Origin of the sequence: Pyxidicoccus xibeiensis, from assembly GCF_024198175.1 — a bacterium.
In the GTDB taxonomy this organism is placed as follows: domain Bacteria; phylum Myxococcota; class Myxococcia; order Myxococcales; family Myxococcaceae; genus Myxococcus; species Myxococcus xibeiensis.
In genome coordinates this window covers 22,280-37,837 of the sequence record NZ_JAJVKV010000010.1, presented here as the reverse complement: position 1 = coordinate 37,837, position 15,558 = coordinate 22,280, and the positions used below count along the sequence as shown (strand labels likewise).

The 15,558-nt window shown below is 69.8% G+C and carries 13 protein-coding genes; 8 read left to right on the top strand and 5 right to left on the bottom strand.

All coding sequences use genetic code 11. The annotated features are described in order from the left end of the window. Positions 1-36 precede the first annotated feature (36 nt). The 3 genes from LXT23_RS34565 to LXT23_RS34555 all read left to right on the top strand — a co-directional run bounded on the left by LXT23_RS34565 (position 37) and on the right by LXT23_RS34555 (position 4,134). A complete protein-coding gene (locus tag LXT23_RS34565) occupies positions 37-1,002 on the top strand; it encodes a hypothetical protein (RefSeq protein ID WP_253984660.1) in 966 nt (321 codons plus the stop codon). Positions 1,003-1,089: 87 nt separating this feature from the next. Beyond that, the gene (locus LXT23_RS34560; RefSeq protein WP_253984659.1) at positions 1,090-1,347 is read left to right on the top strand and encodes a hypothetical protein; all 258 of its coding nucleotides are present in this window, start codon (positions 1,090-1,092) and stop codon (positions 1,345-1,347) included. Between the two features lie 102 nt (positions 1,348-1,449). Then, on the top strand, positions 1,450-4,134 hold the full coding sequence (locus tag LXT23_RS34555; RefSeq protein ID WP_253984658.1) for an MSCRAMM family protein: 2,685 nt from the start codon (positions 1,450-1,452) through the stop codon (positions 4,132-4,134). A gap of 38 nt (positions 4,135-4,172) precedes the next feature. Here the strand turns inward: LXT23_RS34555 and LXT23_RS34550 are convergent, their stop codons facing one another. From LXT23_RS34550 to metF, 3 genes are read right to left on the bottom strand one after another with little or no spacing between them, the layout of a single operon-like run. Continuing rightward, entirely contained in the window at positions 4,173-5,213 is a 1,041-nt protein-coding gene (locus LXT23_RS34550) for a hypothetical protein (protein ID WP_253984657.1), read from the bottom strand. Between the two features lie 11 nt (positions 5,214-5,224). Further along, entirely contained in the window at positions 5,225-5,647 is a 423-nt protein-coding gene (locus LXT23_RS34545) for a hypothetical protein (protein ID WP_253984656.1), read from the bottom strand. Continuing rightward, on the bottom strand, positions 5,644-6,516 hold the full coding sequence (gene metF, locus LXT23_RS34540) for a methylenetetrahydrofolate reductase [NAD(P)H] (protein WP_253984655.1): 873 nt from the start codon (positions 6,514-6,516) through the stop codon (positions 5,644-5,646). Before metF ends, LXT23_RS34545 begins: the two co-directional genes overlap by 4 nt. 95 nt (positions 6,517-6,611) lie before the next feature. On the opposite strand from metF, the gene gcvT reads away from it, so the two are divergent. The 5 genes from gcvT (at position 6,612) to LXT23_RS34515 (ending at position 13,234) form a co-directional block, all read left to right on the top strand. Beyond that, positions 6,612-7,694 carry a glycine cleavage system aminomethyltransferase GcvT gene (gene gcvT / locus LXT23_RS34535; RefSeq protein WP_253984876.1) on the top strand — a complete coding sequence of 361 codons (1,083 nt, stop codon included), beginning with the start codon at positions 6,612-6,614 and terminating at the stop codon, positions 7,692-7,694. Between the two features lie 30 nt (positions 7,695-7,724). Next, positions 7,725-8,114, top strand: coding sequence for a glycine cleavage system protein GcvH (gene gcvH, locus LXT23_RS34530; protein WP_253984654.1), 390 nt, complete (start codon positions 7,725-7,727; stop codon positions 8,112-8,114). Positions 8,115-8,186: 72 nt separating this feature from the next. Next, positions 8,187-11,084, top strand: a complete 2,898-nt coding sequence (gene gcvP, locus LXT23_RS34525) for an aminomethyl-transferring glycine dehydrogenase (protein WP_253984653.1) — start codon at positions 8,187-8,189, stop codon at positions 11,082-11,084. Between the two features lie 210 nt (positions 11,085-11,294). After that, positions 11,295-12,857 (top strand): ATPase domain-containing protein, encoded by a 1,563-nt coding sequence (locus tag LXT23_RS50460; protein ID WP_253984652.1) that lies wholly within the window; start codon positions 11,295-11,297, stop codon positions 12,855-12,857. Next, positions 12,854-13,234, top strand: a complete 381-nt coding sequence (locus LXT23_RS34515; protein WP_253984651.1) for a response regulator transcription factor — start codon at positions 12,854-12,856, stop codon at positions 13,232-13,234. Before LXT23_RS50460 ends, LXT23_RS34515 begins: the two co-directional genes overlap by 4 nt. 20 nt (positions 13,235-13,254) lie before the next feature. On the opposite strand, the gene LXT23_RS34510 is transcribed toward LXT23_RS34515, so the two are convergent. Both LXT23_RS34510 and LXT23_RS34505 read right to left on the bottom strand, forming a co-directional pair. Then, positions 13,255-14,166 carry a cation diffusion facilitator family transporter gene (locus tag LXT23_RS34510; protein ID WP_253984650.1) on the bottom strand — a complete coding sequence of 304 codons (912 nt, stop codon included), beginning with the start codon at positions 14,164-14,166 and terminating at the stop codon, positions 13,255-13,257. A 52-nt stretch (positions 14,167-14,218) separates the two neighbouring features. Further along, entirely contained in the window at positions 14,219-15,463 is a 1,245-nt protein-coding gene (locus LXT23_RS34505) for an energy transducer TonB family protein (RefSeq protein WP_253984649.1), read from the bottom strand. Positions 15,464-15,558 lie beyond the last annotated feature (95 nt).

Genomic DNA, 15,558 nt, shown 5'->3' with positions numbered 1-15,558 from the left:
ACTCCTGCCGGGAGCTGGGATGGATTTGTCACGCGCATGGGCCAGCCCCGGTTCCTCATGGGAGCCAGCCTGTTTCGCATCTGCGCAGGCGCGGCCATCATCATCCAGTACCTCGTCAACCATGCCCAGCGACGGGTGCTCTTCGGACCCGAAGGGCTGTGGCCCTGGGACACTTTCGCGACCGAGATGACCCACTCGGCGAACTTCTCCGTCTACGCCTGGAGCCGCTCGCTGCCGTGGTTCGAGGTGTGTTTCCACCTGGGACTGCTGGTCTCCCTGCTGTGGCTGGTGGGCTGGCACACGCGCATCACCACCCCGCTGACCTGGTTCTTCACCTGGTCGCTTCATCAACGCTTCCCGGGAATCTGGGATGGCGGTGACAACATCATCCACCTGGTTCTCGTCTACGCGATGTTCGCTGACGTGGGGGCCTGGTTCTCCCTGGACGAGAAGCGGCGCGCGACACGTCCTCAGCCAGGCGGCGCCTGGGGGCAGTTCCAGGCCATGCTCCACAACACGGCTCTCCTCGCATTCGCCATGCAGATCAGCCTCGTGTATGGCGTCGCGGGTCTTTACAAGGTCCAGGGTGGGGCTTGGCAGGATGGCACGGCCGTCTACCATGCCTTCCGTGGAGGCCAGTTCGTCTGGCCTGGCTTCACGGAGCTCATCTACGGCAACGCCATCGTGGTCACGCTACTGACGTATTGCACAGTGGCTTTCCAGGTGGCCTTCCCATTCCTGCTCTTCCTGAACCGCTACACCCGGCGTGTCGCCGTGGTGCTGGGGCTCACCTTTCATCTCGGAATCGCGCTGTTCCTGGGGCTCATCACCTTCTCGCTCTTCATGGCCTCCGTGGACCTGGCACTCATGGATGATGATGAGTACCGGGCCGTGGGGAGGTGGCTCGCCCGGCAGTGGCGGCGGTGGAGGCCCGTTGCGGCCTCGGCCGAGCCCGCTCCGTTGACGCTCCAGGAACAGCCCAGGCAACCCCCGCTGGCGTGAGCCGGTCAGGGGGCCCGTGAAGTCAGGTCTGGTTTCGGCCGGCGCCTGCCGTCACGCTCACCCACGCACAACCCCAGGAGTTGTTTCATGAAGAAGATGTTTGCTCGCTTCGGCCTGCTCGGCCTCCTCGCTGGCTTCGCCGGCATGTCCTACTCCCTGCCTGCCGCGGCCGCTGTGAGCGACTCGCATTCCGGCACGGTCGACAGCTCGCTCTACTACTACGAGATCACCATCATCGAAGGCCCGGACGTCATCTACTACTACGAGATCTACGAGTTCGGCCTCGCGAACCCCGGCGGTGGCACGACCGCCGACGCGCTGAACGACACCACCTTCGACAACTAGTGCGGGTTGTTCCGACAGGCGCTCCCGCACCTGTCCTGGAGGCCGTCGCGCTTGTGGCGGCCTCCCGCTTTCCTTTCTCTTCCTTCGTTGGCTGGAATGGTGATGAAGCGATTCCTGATGCTGGCAATCGGTGGGGTGGTGGTCGTCGTGGCCTTCCTCCTGGGAAGAGCGCTGACAGCCCCAGCCCCGGGAGCCGAGGTGCAATCCCGGTCTCCGGCTGAGCCTCGGGGCGCGGCGCGAGCCGTGGCGGTGGCGGGTCCCCAGGCCCGGAATCGCGGGCCCTCCGAGGTGCCCGCGCTCGCGCTCGTGGCGGATGCGGATGCCGCAGGGGCCCTGCGCCTGCAGGGGCTGGTGCTGGACTCGCGGGAGCTGCCCGTAGAGGGCGCGCTCGTCCGGTTGGACTCCAGCGCGGTGGCACCGGTGCGGACGGGTAAGGACGGCACCTTTCTCTTCACCCGGCTGCCCGCGCGTGCCTGGCAGCTCGAGGCATTCCATGACTCGGAGATGGCGGGCCCCGTCACGTTCTGGCTGAACGAGCGCACCGAGCCGGTCGTCCTCCATCTCGTCGCGGCGGCATCGCTCCAGGTCCACGTGGTGGAGGCGGGCTCGCGCCGCGCGCTCGGAGGCGCAAGCGTGGAGCTGCGGGTGCCCAGGCCGCGCGCCGTGGACGCGGATGCCTCCGGTCTGGCGCTGCTGCAAGGACTGCCTTCGGGACGCCACACGCTGAAGGTTTCGGCGCCAGGCTTCTCCCCGGTGTGGCGCGTGGTGGATGTGGGAGCGGCCTCCGCCGTGCCGCAGTCGGTGCAGGTGGAGCTGCGCTCCGGTGCGGCGGTGTCCGGCACGGTGGTGGATGCTCGCGGCACCCCGGTTCCGGGCGCTCGTGTCACCCCGCTGCCGCAGACCCGTACCACGCAGGCATTGACGGATGCGCGCTGGGATGGCGTGACGGCGGACGCGGAGGGCCGCTGGCGGATGGAGAACCTCGATGCTGGTACCTACCGCTTCACCGCCTCCGGCAGCCGGCATGCCCCCGGGACGTCCACGCCGGTACGGCTGGACGGGCAACGTGCGGCGGAGGGCGTCACGGTCACCCTGGGCGACGCGGCCCGCCTGTCCGGCACGGTGGTGGATGGCCATGGCCAGCCCGTGTCGGGCGCCGTCGTACGGGTGGTCTTGGACGAAGGCATGAGCCGTTCCATCGCACGGCAGGCCACGTGCGACGCGCGGGGCGCCTTCCTCCTGGAGGACCTGCCCAGGCGGCGCGTAGCGGTGGCCGCCGTTCACGCCTCGGCCTCGTCCACCACCCGCTTCGTCGACCTCGCCCAGGACGGCGCGGGGGAGCAGCTCGAACTCATCCTGGATGCCAACGGCATGGTTCGGGGACGCGTGGAGTCCTCCAGCGGCCAGCCCATCGGCGAGGCCGTGGTCATGGCCGAGCCCGCCTCGCCCCTCTCGCGCGGACGCGTGGAGGGCACGCTGCGTGGGAGCCTCGCCACGGTGGCGGACGCCGGCGGGCGCTTCGAGCTGCGCGGGCTGGTGCCGGGGGCCTATCAGCTCCGCGCGGCGCCTCCAGGCACACCCGGGCACCAGCGTCTGGCCTGGCTGGTGGAGCCGGTGAAGGCCGAAACGGGCGATTCGGAGGTGGTGCTGCGCCTGCGCCGAGGGGGGGCCGTGGCGGGCCACGTGCGCAAGGCGGACGGCTCGGTTCCGGAGTCCTTCACTGTCACCCTTCGTGGGGCGTCGGGGGTGACGTTCAGCGCAGGTGACGGAAGCTTCCGGCTCCAGGACATTCCCGCGGGCGAGTACACGCTGTACGTCTCCGGCCGTGGCTTCCTCACGAAGCCGATTCCGCGCGTCAAGGTGGAGGAGGACCAGGATACGAACCTGGGCGCGCTGGAGCTTCAGCGAGGGCGTCAGCTCTCCGGTCGGGTAGTGGACCGGGGTGGGGCGCCTGTCGCGGATGCCACCGTTTCCGTCTCGCAGCCCCTTCGCGGGGTGGTGGTGGGCCAGGCCGCGGAGCTGGAGCATGGCCTCCAGCAGGTGAAAACGGACGCGGAGGGACGCTTCTCCCTGGAAGGGCTCGCCATCTCCCCGCTGCAGCTCGCCGCCGAGCATGCCGAGCAGGGCCGCTCGCGCTTCCTCCGGGTGGAGGAGGGCATGGCGGACCAGACAGGCGTGGAACTGCGCTTGGAGGCGGTGGGACAGCTCGAGGGGACGGTGCGGCGCGGTGGTGAGCCTGTCAGCGGCGCGCTCATCATCGTGACCAACCCCAGCTCCCCGGCGGGCGGGACGAGCGGCAGTACCGGGACGGAAGGGGGCTTCCATTTCGACAGCCTCGCGCCCGGGACGTACACGGTGGCGGCGGTGGTGGACTCCGGCGCCGGCCAACAGGTGCAGCGGGCCACTGTCACCGTCACCGCGAATGCCATGGCGCGCGCGGACCTGGAGCTGCCTCGGGGAGAGGTGACCTTGCTGGTCCGCGCGGAGTCTCCGGAGGGGCAGGCGCGCGCGGCCCTGGCCCGGGTGCTGCTCCTGGCCTCGGGCCCCCAGGGCACCTCGGCCACGCAGGAGGGGGCTTCCCAGGTGCAGACTCTCTCTCCGACGGAGCCGGCGCGCTTCGCCAGTGTCAGTCCAGGCTCCTACAAGGTCTGTCTCTCGGCGGTGCAGCCGCAAGGGGGCCAGGCACCCGACGCGGGCGCGGCCGGCGGTACCTCCAATTGCCAGCCCGTGAGGGTGTCGCTGTCGCCTGCGGAGCAGGTGTTGACGGTGACGATGCCATCGCTGTGAACATGCAGGGACTCGCGCCCCGGAGTCCACCGGGGGCCCTACTCCCGCGCGACGTCCAGCACGTCGCGCAGCATGGCCGCGCTCGCGCCCCACGCGCCCTCGTCGCCGCTGAGCAGCGTCACCCGTCCGTGGATGTCGCTGCGGTACACCAGCCCCATGTCCCGCGCGCCCAGGCGCCCGAGGGGATGCTCTCCCCCCACCACCGTGGGCTTCACGCTCAACGCCCACGTCCCATCCCCTCGAGGCTCCGCGCGCGCCAGCAGCAGCACCTGTCCACCGCGCGCCCGCGCCGCGTCCAGCTCCTCGCGCGTCACCCCGCGCATGCCCGTCACCGCCACGTCCTTCAGCGTCGTGGGCACGCGCAGCACGGCATTGGCCAGGATGACCAGCTTGTTCGCCGTGTCCCAGCCGTCCACGTCCAGCGTCGGGTCCGGCTCGGCGATGCCAGCCTCCTGCGCCTCCTTGAGCGCTTCCTCGTACGTGCGCCCCTCGCCCATCCGGCACAGCATCAGGTGACTGGTGGAGTTCAGCACGCCCTCCAGCAGCCCCAGCTTCCCGAGCGCCAGGTCCCTCCAGCCCACGTTGACGGTGGGCAGCGCCCCGCCCACCGCGCCGCTGAAGCGCAGCGCCGGGTTCCGGGGGGACGTCCAGTCGCTCAGCGCCGCCAGCTCCTGGAACGCCAGCACCAGCGGGCCCTTGCTCGCGAGCACCGCCGGCATCCCCCGCCGCAGCGCCTCGCGCACGATGTCCAGTCCGGGCTGCGCGTCCTTCAGGTTCGTCGGCGTGGCGTCCAGCAGCACGTCCGCCTCCACCTCGCGCACCAGCGCCAGCCCGCCCATCCCCGGCCGGCCCACGCCCGGCAGCGTCGCCACCGAGCGCTTCGCCCGCTTCGCCTCCAGCACCGCCGGGACGTCCAGCCCGCGTGCGTCCACCGCCGCGCCTCCCGAGTCCGCCACGCCCACCGGCACGAGCTCCAGCCGGTACCGCTCGCGCATCAGCGCCGCGCGCTCGTGGAGGATTTCGAGGAAGGGCCGGCCCACGTTGCCCAGCCCGGTCAGCAGGAATCGCAGGGTGCGCATGGGGCGGCCCTTCAGGCCTGGAAGGCTTCGCGCACGCCGTCGCGGCGCAGGGTGAACATCATCCAGATGGCCACGGGCACGCCGATGACGCACCCGGGAGACAGGATGTACAGCGCGGTGATGCCTCCCACCGTGGCCAGCCCGTAGCCCTTGAGGTTCAGCGCGTTCAGCGCGCCCCACGTGGACAGCACGCCGCAGAGGATGCCCACCAGCAGCATCAGCGCCAGCGTGGGGCTCAGCTCCAGCGCGGTGGGCGTGGCGCCCGCCGGGGTGAACGGCGACGTCACCCGGAGCGCCGCCAGGATGAAGCCGGCCACGTTATAGATGATGTTCAGCACGCCCACGCACAGCAGGAAGAACGCCGGCGGCCGGACGATGTTCAGCACCTTGTGGCGCGGGTCGGTGGGGGGGAGCTGGATTCCAGGACCACTCATGAGCGGGCTCTCAGGGCGCTCACAATCATCCGCGTCGCCGGGGACTTGTTGAGCGTGTAGAAGTGGATGCCGGGCACGCCGCGCGACAACAGCTCCATGCACTGCACCGTCGCATGCGCCACGCCGAGCTGCACCAGCGCGTCCGGCTGGTCCTTCACCCGCTCCAGTTGGAGCGCCAGCCGCATGGGCACCGTGGCCCCGCACATCCGCGTGAAGCGCTGGAGCTGCTCGTAGTTCGTGATCGGCATGATGCCGGGGACGATGGGGACGTTGATGCCCGCGCGACGGGCCCGCTCCACGAAGTCGAAGAAGAACGCGTTGTCGAAGAAGAGCTGCGTGACGACGAAGTCCAGTCCCGCGTCCACCTTCTCCTTCAGATGACGCAGGTCGTCGTCCCGGGAGAGCGTCTCCACGTGGCCCTCCGGATAGCACGCCCCTCCGAGGCAGAAGTTGAAATCCTCTTCTCGGATGAATCGCACCATCTCCGACGCGTACTGGAAGCCGCCCGGCGTCGGCACGAACTGCTTCTCGCCCAGCGGCGGGTCCCCGCGCAGCACCAGCAGGTTGTCCAGCCTGGCGTCCGCCAGCCGCTTCAACAGCTCGCGCAGCTCCTCGCGCGAGTGGCCCACGCACGTCAGGTGCGCCATGGCCTCGATGCCCGTCTCCTTCTTGATGCGGGTGACCAGCTCCACCGTCCGGTCGCGCGTGCTGCCGCCGGCCCCGTACGTCACCGACACGAAGCCGGGCTGCAGCGGCGCCAGGTCCTCCAGTGTCTTGAGGAGGTTGGCCACGCCCTCGTCCGTCTTCGGCGGGAAGAACTCGAAGGAGAAGCAGGGGTTGGATGGATTCAACCGATTACGAATCTTCATGTCTGCCCCAGTGTAGACGGTCCCCGTCGGCCTTGATTGGCGAAGTCTCGCGGCTATAGTCCGCGCCGTTTTCCACACCCCTCCAGGAGAAGATGATGGCCCGGCGTACGCCTCTCAACGACGCCCACCGCAAGCTGGGCGCTCGGATGGTGGACTTTGTCGGTTGGGACATGCCGGTGCAGTACTCGTCCGTCATCGGCGAGCACGAGGCCGTGCGCACCGCCGTCGGCCTGTTCGACGTCTCGCACATGGGCGAGGTGGAGTTCTCCGGCCCCGGCGCGCTGGAGACGGTCAACGGCCTCATCTCCAATGACCTCGCCCGCATCTCGGACGGCCAGGCGGTGTACGCGGGCCTGCTCAACGAGCGGGGCACCTTCGTGGACGACATCGTCGCCTACCGCTTCAGCCCCGAGCGCATCTTCATCTGCGTCAACTCCAGCAACCGCGAGAAGGACTTCGCCTGGATGAAGGAGCACGCCAAGGGCGTCAAGCCCGTGGACCGCGGGGACGACTGGGCGCAGATCGCCGTGCAGGGCCCCAGGGCCGCCGGCCTCGTCCAGCGCCTGACGAAGACGGACACCTCGAAGATTGGCACCTACCGCTTCGCCGAGGGCGAGGTGGCGGGCGTCAAGAGCATCATCTCCCGCACCGGCTACACCGGCGAGGACGGCTTCGAGCTGTACTGCGCGCCCGACGACGCGGTGAAGCTCTGGGACGCGCTGCTCACCGAAGGCCAGCAGGACGGCGTGAAGCCGTGCGGCCTGGGCGCTCGCGACAGCCTGCGCACGGAGATGAAGTACGCCCTCTACGGCAACGACATCGACGACGCCCACACCGCGCTCGAGGCCGGCCTCGGCTGGATTGTGAAGCTCGACAAGCCTGCCTTCATTGGAAAGGACGCGCTGGTGGCGCAGAAGGCCGCGGGCGTGAAGCGCAAGCTGGTGGGCTTCGAGGTGACGGGCAGCGGCATCCCCCGCCATGGCTACGCCATCCACAAGGACGGCAAGCCGGTGGGCGAGGTGACGAGCGGCACCATGGGCCCGTCCGTGAAGAAGCCCATCGGCATCGGCTACGTGCCGGCCGAGCTTTCCGCGGAGGGCTCCACCTTCGACGTGGACATCCGTGGCCGCCCCGTGCCCGCCGTGGTGGTGAAGACGCCGTTCTACAAGAAGCCCTGAAGCATCCAGCCCCATTTGAGGAGCAACGACATGGCCGACAACATTCCCGGCGACCTGAAGTACACCCGTGAGCACGAGTGGGCCCGCGTCCAGGGCAAGGTGGTGGTGGTGGGTGTCACCGCCCATGCCCAGGAGTCGCTGGGCGACGTGGTGTACGTGGAGCTGCCCAAGGTGGGCGCCACCCTCACCGAGGGCAAGCAGTTCGGCGTCATCGAGTCCACCAAGGCCGTGTCGGAGCTGTACTCGCCGCTCACCGGCACCGTGGTGAAGGTGAATGACGCGCTGGCGGACAACCCCTCCACCGTCAACACGGACCCCTACGGGGCGGGGTGGATTGTCGAAGTCGAGCTGTCGGACCCCAAGCAGGTAGACGCGCTCATGGATGCCGCCGCGTACGCCGACCTGCTCAAGAACGCGTAGCACTGAAGCGCTACCGCCCGGCTGTTAGTGACGGTCCTCGATTTTTCCGACTCGCACGCGAGCCCGACTGCCATGTCCTTGAATTGGAAGTATCAGGAGTCGTTCGCCGGCCGGCACAACGGTCCGGACGAGCACGAGCTGAAGAAGATGCTGGCCACCCTGGGGGTGACCTCGCTCGACGCGTTCATCGAGCAGGCCGTCCCGCCGGCCATCCGCGCCAAGGAGCCGCTGCGGCTGGGCGCGCCGCGCGGTGAGCACGAGCTGCTGGCGGAGCTGGAGGCGATTGCCGCGAAGAACCAGGTGTTCCGCTCGTTCATCGGGATGGGCTACCACGACACCCACACCCCGAACGTCATCCTCCGGAACATCTTCCAGAACCCGGGCTGGTACACGCAGTACACGCCGTACCAGGCGGAGATTGCCCAGGGCCGGCTGGAGGCGCTACTCAACTTCCAGACGGTCATCATGGACCTGACGGGCCTGGAGGTGGCCAACGCCTCGCTGCTCGACGAGGGCACCGCCGCGGCCGAGGCCATGGGGCTGGCCCTGCACCTCAAGGGCGAGGAGTCGGGCGCGGCCTTCTTCGTGTCCGAGGCCTGCCACCCGCAGACCCTCGACGTCGTGCGCACCCGCGCCCAGCCGCTGGGCGTGGAGGTCGTCGTGGGCGACCACCGCACGGTGGACCTGGCCGCGAAGAAGTACGTGGGCGCGCTGGTGCAGTACCCGTCCACCGACGGCGCGGTGTACGACTACCGGGGCTTCGGCGAGAAGGTGCACGCCGCGGGCGGCCTGCTCATCGTCGCGGCGGACCTCTTGAGCCTCACGCTGCTCACGCCTCCGGGCGAGTTCGGCGCGGACGTGGCGGTGGGCAGCGCGCAGCGCTTCGGCGTCCCGCTGGGCTACGGCGGCCCGCACGCCGGCTACTTCGCCACGAAGAATGCCTACACCCGCGTCATGCCGGGCCGCCTCATCGGCGTGTCCGAGGACGCGCAGGGCCGGCGCGCGCTGCGCATGGCGCTGCAGACGCGCGAGCAGCACATCCGCCGCGAGAAGGCGACGAGCAACATCTGCACCGCGCAGGTGCTGCTGGCCGTCATCGCCAGCATGTACGCCGTCTACCACGGGCCCAAGGGGCTCAAGGCCATCGCCGAGCGCGTGCACGGCCTCACCGCGCTCTTGGCGCGCGGCCTGACGAAGCTGGGCTTGGCGCCGAAGCACGCCCAGTACTTCGACACGCTGCGCGTGGAGCTGACCGGGGCGCAGGTGCGCGCGGTGCTGTCCGCCGCCGAGCAGGCGCGGATGAACTTCCGCCGCATCGACGACAAGACGGTGGGCGTGTCCCTGGACGAGACGACGCGGCCCTCGGACGTGGAGGCCATCCTCGCGGCCTTCGCCACCGGCACGGGCAAGGCCGGTGTTCCCTCGCTGTACGACCTGGGCACCACCCCGGTGGAGAGCCCGGTGGAGCAGGGGCTGCGCCGCAGCAGCGCGTTCCTCGAGCACTCCGTCTTCAACAGCTACCACTCCGAGACGGAGATGCTGCGCTACATCCGGCGGCTCGAGGCGAAGGACCTGTCCCTCACGCACTCGATGATTCCGCTGGGCAGCTGCACCATGAAGCTCAACGCCACCGCGGAGATGATTCCGGTGACGTGGCCGCAGTTCGGCCGGCTGCACCCGTTCGCCCCCACCTCGCAGGCGGCCGGCTACAAGGTCATCTTCGAGCAGCTGGAGCGCATGCTCACCGCCGTCACCGGCTTCGCCGGGTGCTCGCTGCAGCCCAACGCCGGCAGCCAGGGTGAGTACGCGGGCCTGCTCGTCATCCGCGCGTACCACCAGAGCCGCGGCCAGGCGCACCGCGACGTGTGCCTGATTCCTTCCTCCGCGCACGGCACCAACCCGGCCTCCGCGGTGATGGCGGGCTACAAGGTCGTCGTCACCAAGTGCGACGAGGACGGCAACATCGACCTCGCGGACCTGCGCGCCAAGGCGGACCAGCACAAGGACCAGCTGGCGGCGCTGATGGTGACGTACCCCTCCACGCACGGCGTCTTCGAGGAGGACATCCAGGAGATCTGCTCCGTCATCCACGAGCGCGGCGGCCAGGTGTACATGGACGGCGCGAACCTCAACGCGCAGGTGGGCCTCACGGCTCCGGGCCTCGTCGGCGCGGACGTGTGCCACATCAACCTGCACAAGACGTTCTGCATCCCGCACGGCGGTGGCGGCCCGGGCATGGGCCCCATCTGCGTGGCCAGCCACCTGGTGAAGTTCCTGCCGGGCCACCCGGTCATCCAGACGGGCGGCAGCGAGGCCATCGGCGCCATCTCCGCGGCCCCGTGGGGCAGCGCCAGCATCCTGCTCATCTCGTGGATGTACGCCACCATGATGGGCGGCGAGGGCCTCACCCAGGCCACCAAGCTGGCCATCCTCAACGCCAACTACATCGCCGAGCGGCTGCAGCCCCACTACCCGGTGCTCTACCGCGGCAAGCGCGGCAAGGTGGCGCACGAGTGCATCGTCGACCTGCGCCCGCTCAAGAAGACGTCGGGTGTCGAGGTGGAGGACGTGGCCAAGCGCCTCATGGACTTCGGCTTCCACGCGCCCACCGTGTCGTTCCCGGTGGCGGGCACGCTGATGATTGAGCCCACGGAGTCCGAGTCCAAGGCGGAGCTGGACCGCTTCTGCGACGCGATGATTGCCATCCGCCAGGAGATTCGCGACATCGAGGAGGGGCGCATGCCGAAGGACAACAACGTCCTGAAGAACGCGCCCCACACCGCCCGCGTCCTCACCGCCCCGGAGTGGAACCGGCCCTACTCGCGCGAGCAGGCCGTCTTCCCCGCCCCGTGGGTGCGCGAGAACAAGTTCTGGCCGTCCGTGGGCCGCCTCAACAACGTGCTCGGGGACCGCAAGCTGGTCTGCTCGTGCCCGCCCATCGAGGACTACATGGACCCGAAGGCCGCGTGATGCGGGCCGCGCCCCCGTGGCGCGGCTGAAGGCTTGGGGCCGTCTCCCTCTCGCGGGGAGGCGGCCCTCGTCTTTTTGAGCGGCCGCACCTCCACGCGCCCGCCCGCCCGCCTGCCCTGAGGCCGGAGCGCCGGCCGGGAGTGAATGCGTGTGCTCCCAATGCTCATCGTCCCGAAGACGACAGTGTGAGTGGCGGAAGGAGCAACACGCGTGGATTCCATCCCTCCGGAGGCGGAGGACTCACGGCTCTCGAGCAGCACGCCTCATCTGGACCCCATCCTGGGCGGAGGCTGGCTCCGGGGCGGGCTGTACATCCTCACGGGCCCGCCGGGCACGGGGAAGACGACGCTCGCCAACCAGATGTGCTTCAACCTGGCGAAGCAGGGCGTGTCGTCCGTCTACGTGACGATGCTCACGGAGACCCACGCGCGGATGGTGCTCCACCTGCGCTCGCTGGCGTTCTTCCAGCAGGAGCTGGTGGGCACGCACGTCCACTACGTCAGCGGCGTCAACGCGCTGAAGGAGGGTGGGGCGCGGGCGCTGCTGGAGCTCCTCAGCCAGGTGCTCCGGGACAAGGGGGCGCAGGTGCTCGTCATCGACGGGTTCAACGTGGTGCGCGAGCACATCCGCGCGCACGTGCCGCTGCGGGAGTTCCTCCAGTCCCTCTCGGTGCGCACGAGCCTGACGGGCTGCACCACCTTCCTCATCTCCTCCGAGGAGGCCAAGACGACGGACGTCGAGCACGTCATGGCGGACGGCATCCTCTCACTCCAGCTGGAGCGCGTGGGGCTGAAGGCCATCCGCGGCCTGGAGGTCATCAAGTTCCGGGGCAGCAACAACCTGTCCGGACGGCACACCCTGACCATCGACCAGAACGGCGTCTGCATCTTCCCCCGCTACGAGGCGCTCCACCGCAGCGGCTCCGAGAAGGTCGCGGACCCGAGCCGGCGCTCGCGCTGGGGCATCCCCGGCCTGGATGCGATGTGTGGGGGCGGGCTCGTCACGCGCTCGTCCACGCTGCTGCTGGGCAGCCCGGGAGGTGGCAAGACGCTGCTCGGGCTCCACTTCCTCGCGGAGGGCGCGGCGAGCGGTGAGCCGGGCCTGTACTTCGGCTTCGGCGAGGGCGCCGCGCAGCTGCTGCTCAAGGCGGACTCCGTGGGGCTGCCGCTGCGCAAGTGGGTGGAGGCCGGCCGGGTGCATGTGGAGGTCCGCGCGCCGGTGGAGACGCTGCCGGATTCGCTGGCGCAGGACCTCGTCTCCCTGGTGGAGCAGCGCGGGTGCCGCCGCCTCCTCCTGGATGGCCTGGAGTCGCTCGTCCTGGAGGCTTCCGACGCCGGGCGCACCATGCGCTTCCTGGCGGCGCTGCTCAACACGCTCCGGGACAGGGACGTCACCGTGCTGCTGACCCAACAGCCGAACGAGCTGTTCGGGCCGGAGCTGCATGCCTCCATCCGGGGCGTGGAGGCCCTGGCCGACAACGTGCTGTTCGTGCGCTTCTTCGAGCTGAGCGGGCGCCTCCACCGGCTCGTCTCCGTGCTGAAGATGCGCGACAGCGACAATGACCCCCACCTGCGCGAGCTGGCCATCTCCTCCCGGGGCCTGGAGGTGCGGGGGAGCTACGCGGAGCTGGATGCTGTCATCACCGGCCAGCCCCGGCCGCACGCGCCCGCGACGGCGCGGAGTGGGAATCGCACCCGGAAGAGAGCGAGCCCACCCGCGAAGACCGCGAAGAAACAGGTGTCCCGACCCCCACGTGGAAGGAAACAGCGATGAGGCGCATCCTCATCATCGAGGACGAGGACATCCTCGCGGCCACCCTGTGCGAGATCCTCCAGGACGAGGGCTACGAGGCCTTCACCGCCCGCGACGGCCAGGACGGCCTGCGGCTGCTGGCGGAGCGGGCTCCGGACCTGGTGCTCCTGGACCTGATGATGCCGCTGATGGACGGCCGCGGCTTCCTCATGGCCCGGGCGCTGGATGCCCGCGCCCAGCGCATCCCCGTGGTGGTGATGTCCTCCGCGTCCCGCTCGGTGCTCCAGGGACACGCGGTGGCCGGCTTCCTGGCGAAGCCCTTCAAGCTGGAGGTCCTGCTCGACGTCATCTCCGTCACCCTCTCCAAGGCCGAGCCGGAGAAGCAGCGCGGCGGGTGAGGGGCGGGGCGTCCCGGGGCCTACGGGCGGGACGCCCCGGCGCGCGCCGGCTCCACGTGGACCACCACGTCCACCACCTGCGGGTAGTTGTCCTGGATGGCGCGCTCCACGCGGTCCGCCACCTCGTGGGCCTGCGCGGTGGACAGGTTCGGGTCCACCTCGATTTTGAGGTCCACGTAGACGCTCTCCTCCATGCCGCGGCTGCGCACGTCACGGCAGGAGCGCACGCCCACCACGCCCGTGGTGTGCCGCGCGACTTCCACCGGGTCCAACCGCGCCGTGTCGGACAGGATGCCCACCGCCTGCCGGACGATGCCGTAGGCCACCCACGCCACGAACACCATGACGCCCAGGGCAATCAGCCCGTCCGCGCGCGGGAAGCCCAGCCACACCAGCAGCAGCGAGGCCAGCACGGCGAGGGTGACCCAGACGTCGGACATGGTGTGGCTCGCGTCCGCCAGCAGCAGGGTGCTCTTGTACTTCTGGCCGTAGTGCCGCTCCACCCGCGTCACCGCGACGTTGACGACCAGGGTGAAGACCATCACCCCCGCCATCGTCGCCGTCACCTGCGGGTGCTTGTCTTTCAGCAGCGAGTCGAGCGCCATGCGCCCCAGCTCCAGCATGCCGATGCCAATCATCGCGCCGATGCCCAGCGACGCGAGCGCCTCGAACTTGCCGTGCCCGTAGGGGTGGTCCTCGTCCGCCGGCCGCGAGGCCACGCCCATGGCCACCAGCCCCAGCACGTTGGAGCCCCCGTCGATGAACGAGTGCAGCCCGTCCGCCGTCACCGCGGCGGAGTGGCTGAGCAGCCCGAAGACGAGCTTGGCGGCGGCCACCACCCAGTTGGCCCCGAGGATGGCCAGCAGGACGACGCGGATCTTCCGGCTGCGCTGTTGAAGGGCGAGGCTGCGGTCGCCGACAGAGGTTTCCACGGCGCCGCAGGGTAGTGGGAACCCCGCCCGGCGGCGAGAGAAGCGTGGGCCTTCAGTTGGGCTGGCGGAACAGCCGCATCCGCGGGCCGCCGCCGAACTCCATGAAGAAGCCGAACTGGAACTTCACCTCCGCGTCCTGGCTCAGCAGGCCCGGCGGCGGATTGGGGAAGGGCTGCGCGCGCTTGAAGGAGGACACCGCCTCCAGGTCCAGGAAGTCCAGGCCGCTGCTCTTCTCCACCTGGATGTCCTTCACCTGACCCTTCTCGTCGAGCGTGATTTCCAGGAGCGTGTACCGGTCCTTCCCGGAGTAGGTGCTCCCGGTGGGGTCCCTTCGGCGCAGCTGCTCGTTGGGGTTCCAGTGCATCCCCACGCTCTGCTTCACGCGGTTGAAGAAGCTGGCGTACTTCCACTCGCGCGTGTTGAGGAGGGTGGCGTCGCCCTCGTCGGCCTCGTCGAGGTGGTCATTGGGGGCGGCGCCCAGCACCTTGTCCATGACGGCGCGGGACGGCATCAGCGCGGCCACGCCCGGAGCGCCCACGCGCCCGGCCGAGCCGTCCTGCTCCTCGCCCAAGCCCGGCTGGATGCGCAGGCGCTTCGAGTTGCCCACCACCTCGTCGCTCTCGTTCTGGGGATTCACGACGACGCCCGGGCCGCGCGTGTTGGGGTCCGTCTTCACGGCGACCTCGGACTTGCGGCGCGCGTCGGGAATCTCGAAGGCGGACTTCTGGCCGGCCTCGGACATGGGGTTGTCGTCATTGCCCATGCCGTTGTTGCCGGCGATGCGGGGCGCCTGCGCCTGGCTGTCCGCGCCCTGCTGGTCCTTGGGCGCGGTCCGCTGGGGCGTGGCGTTGCGGTAGAAGGGCGTCTGCTCCCGGGCGCGCGTCTCCTTGTCCACGCGGTTGTTGCTCTCCGCGAGGTACTTCGCGTCCGGCGCCTCCTGCTCGTTGCCCGGGGCGACGTCCACCACCTGACCCTCGGGGCGCGTCTCCGGCTTCTTCTCCTCGGGCTTCTTCTCCTGGGCGCGGGGCCGCTGCGTCACCTTGGCGGAGGGCGCGTTCTTGCCCCGGTTCTTCGCCCACTGGTCCGCGGTGAGCGGGCGGACGGCCACGGAGGTGGGCCGCGTCACCGGCTTGCGGTCCTTGGAGGCGGAGCCCGGCTGCAGGGAGCCCGCCAGGAGCACGGCACCCACATAGGCCACGTGCACCAGGAGGGCGAGCGCCACCGCCGCGACGAGCCGCCACGGCGACCCCCTTCGCTTCCGGCGACGCCAGTCTGTAGGAGAAGGACCCGTGCTCACGGCGCGATGATAAACCTCCAGGCCGGCTGTCTAGTCCCGTCCCGTTCGCGGCAGAACAGGTGGGCAGGGGAGGAGATTCGCGAGACGTGCACTGG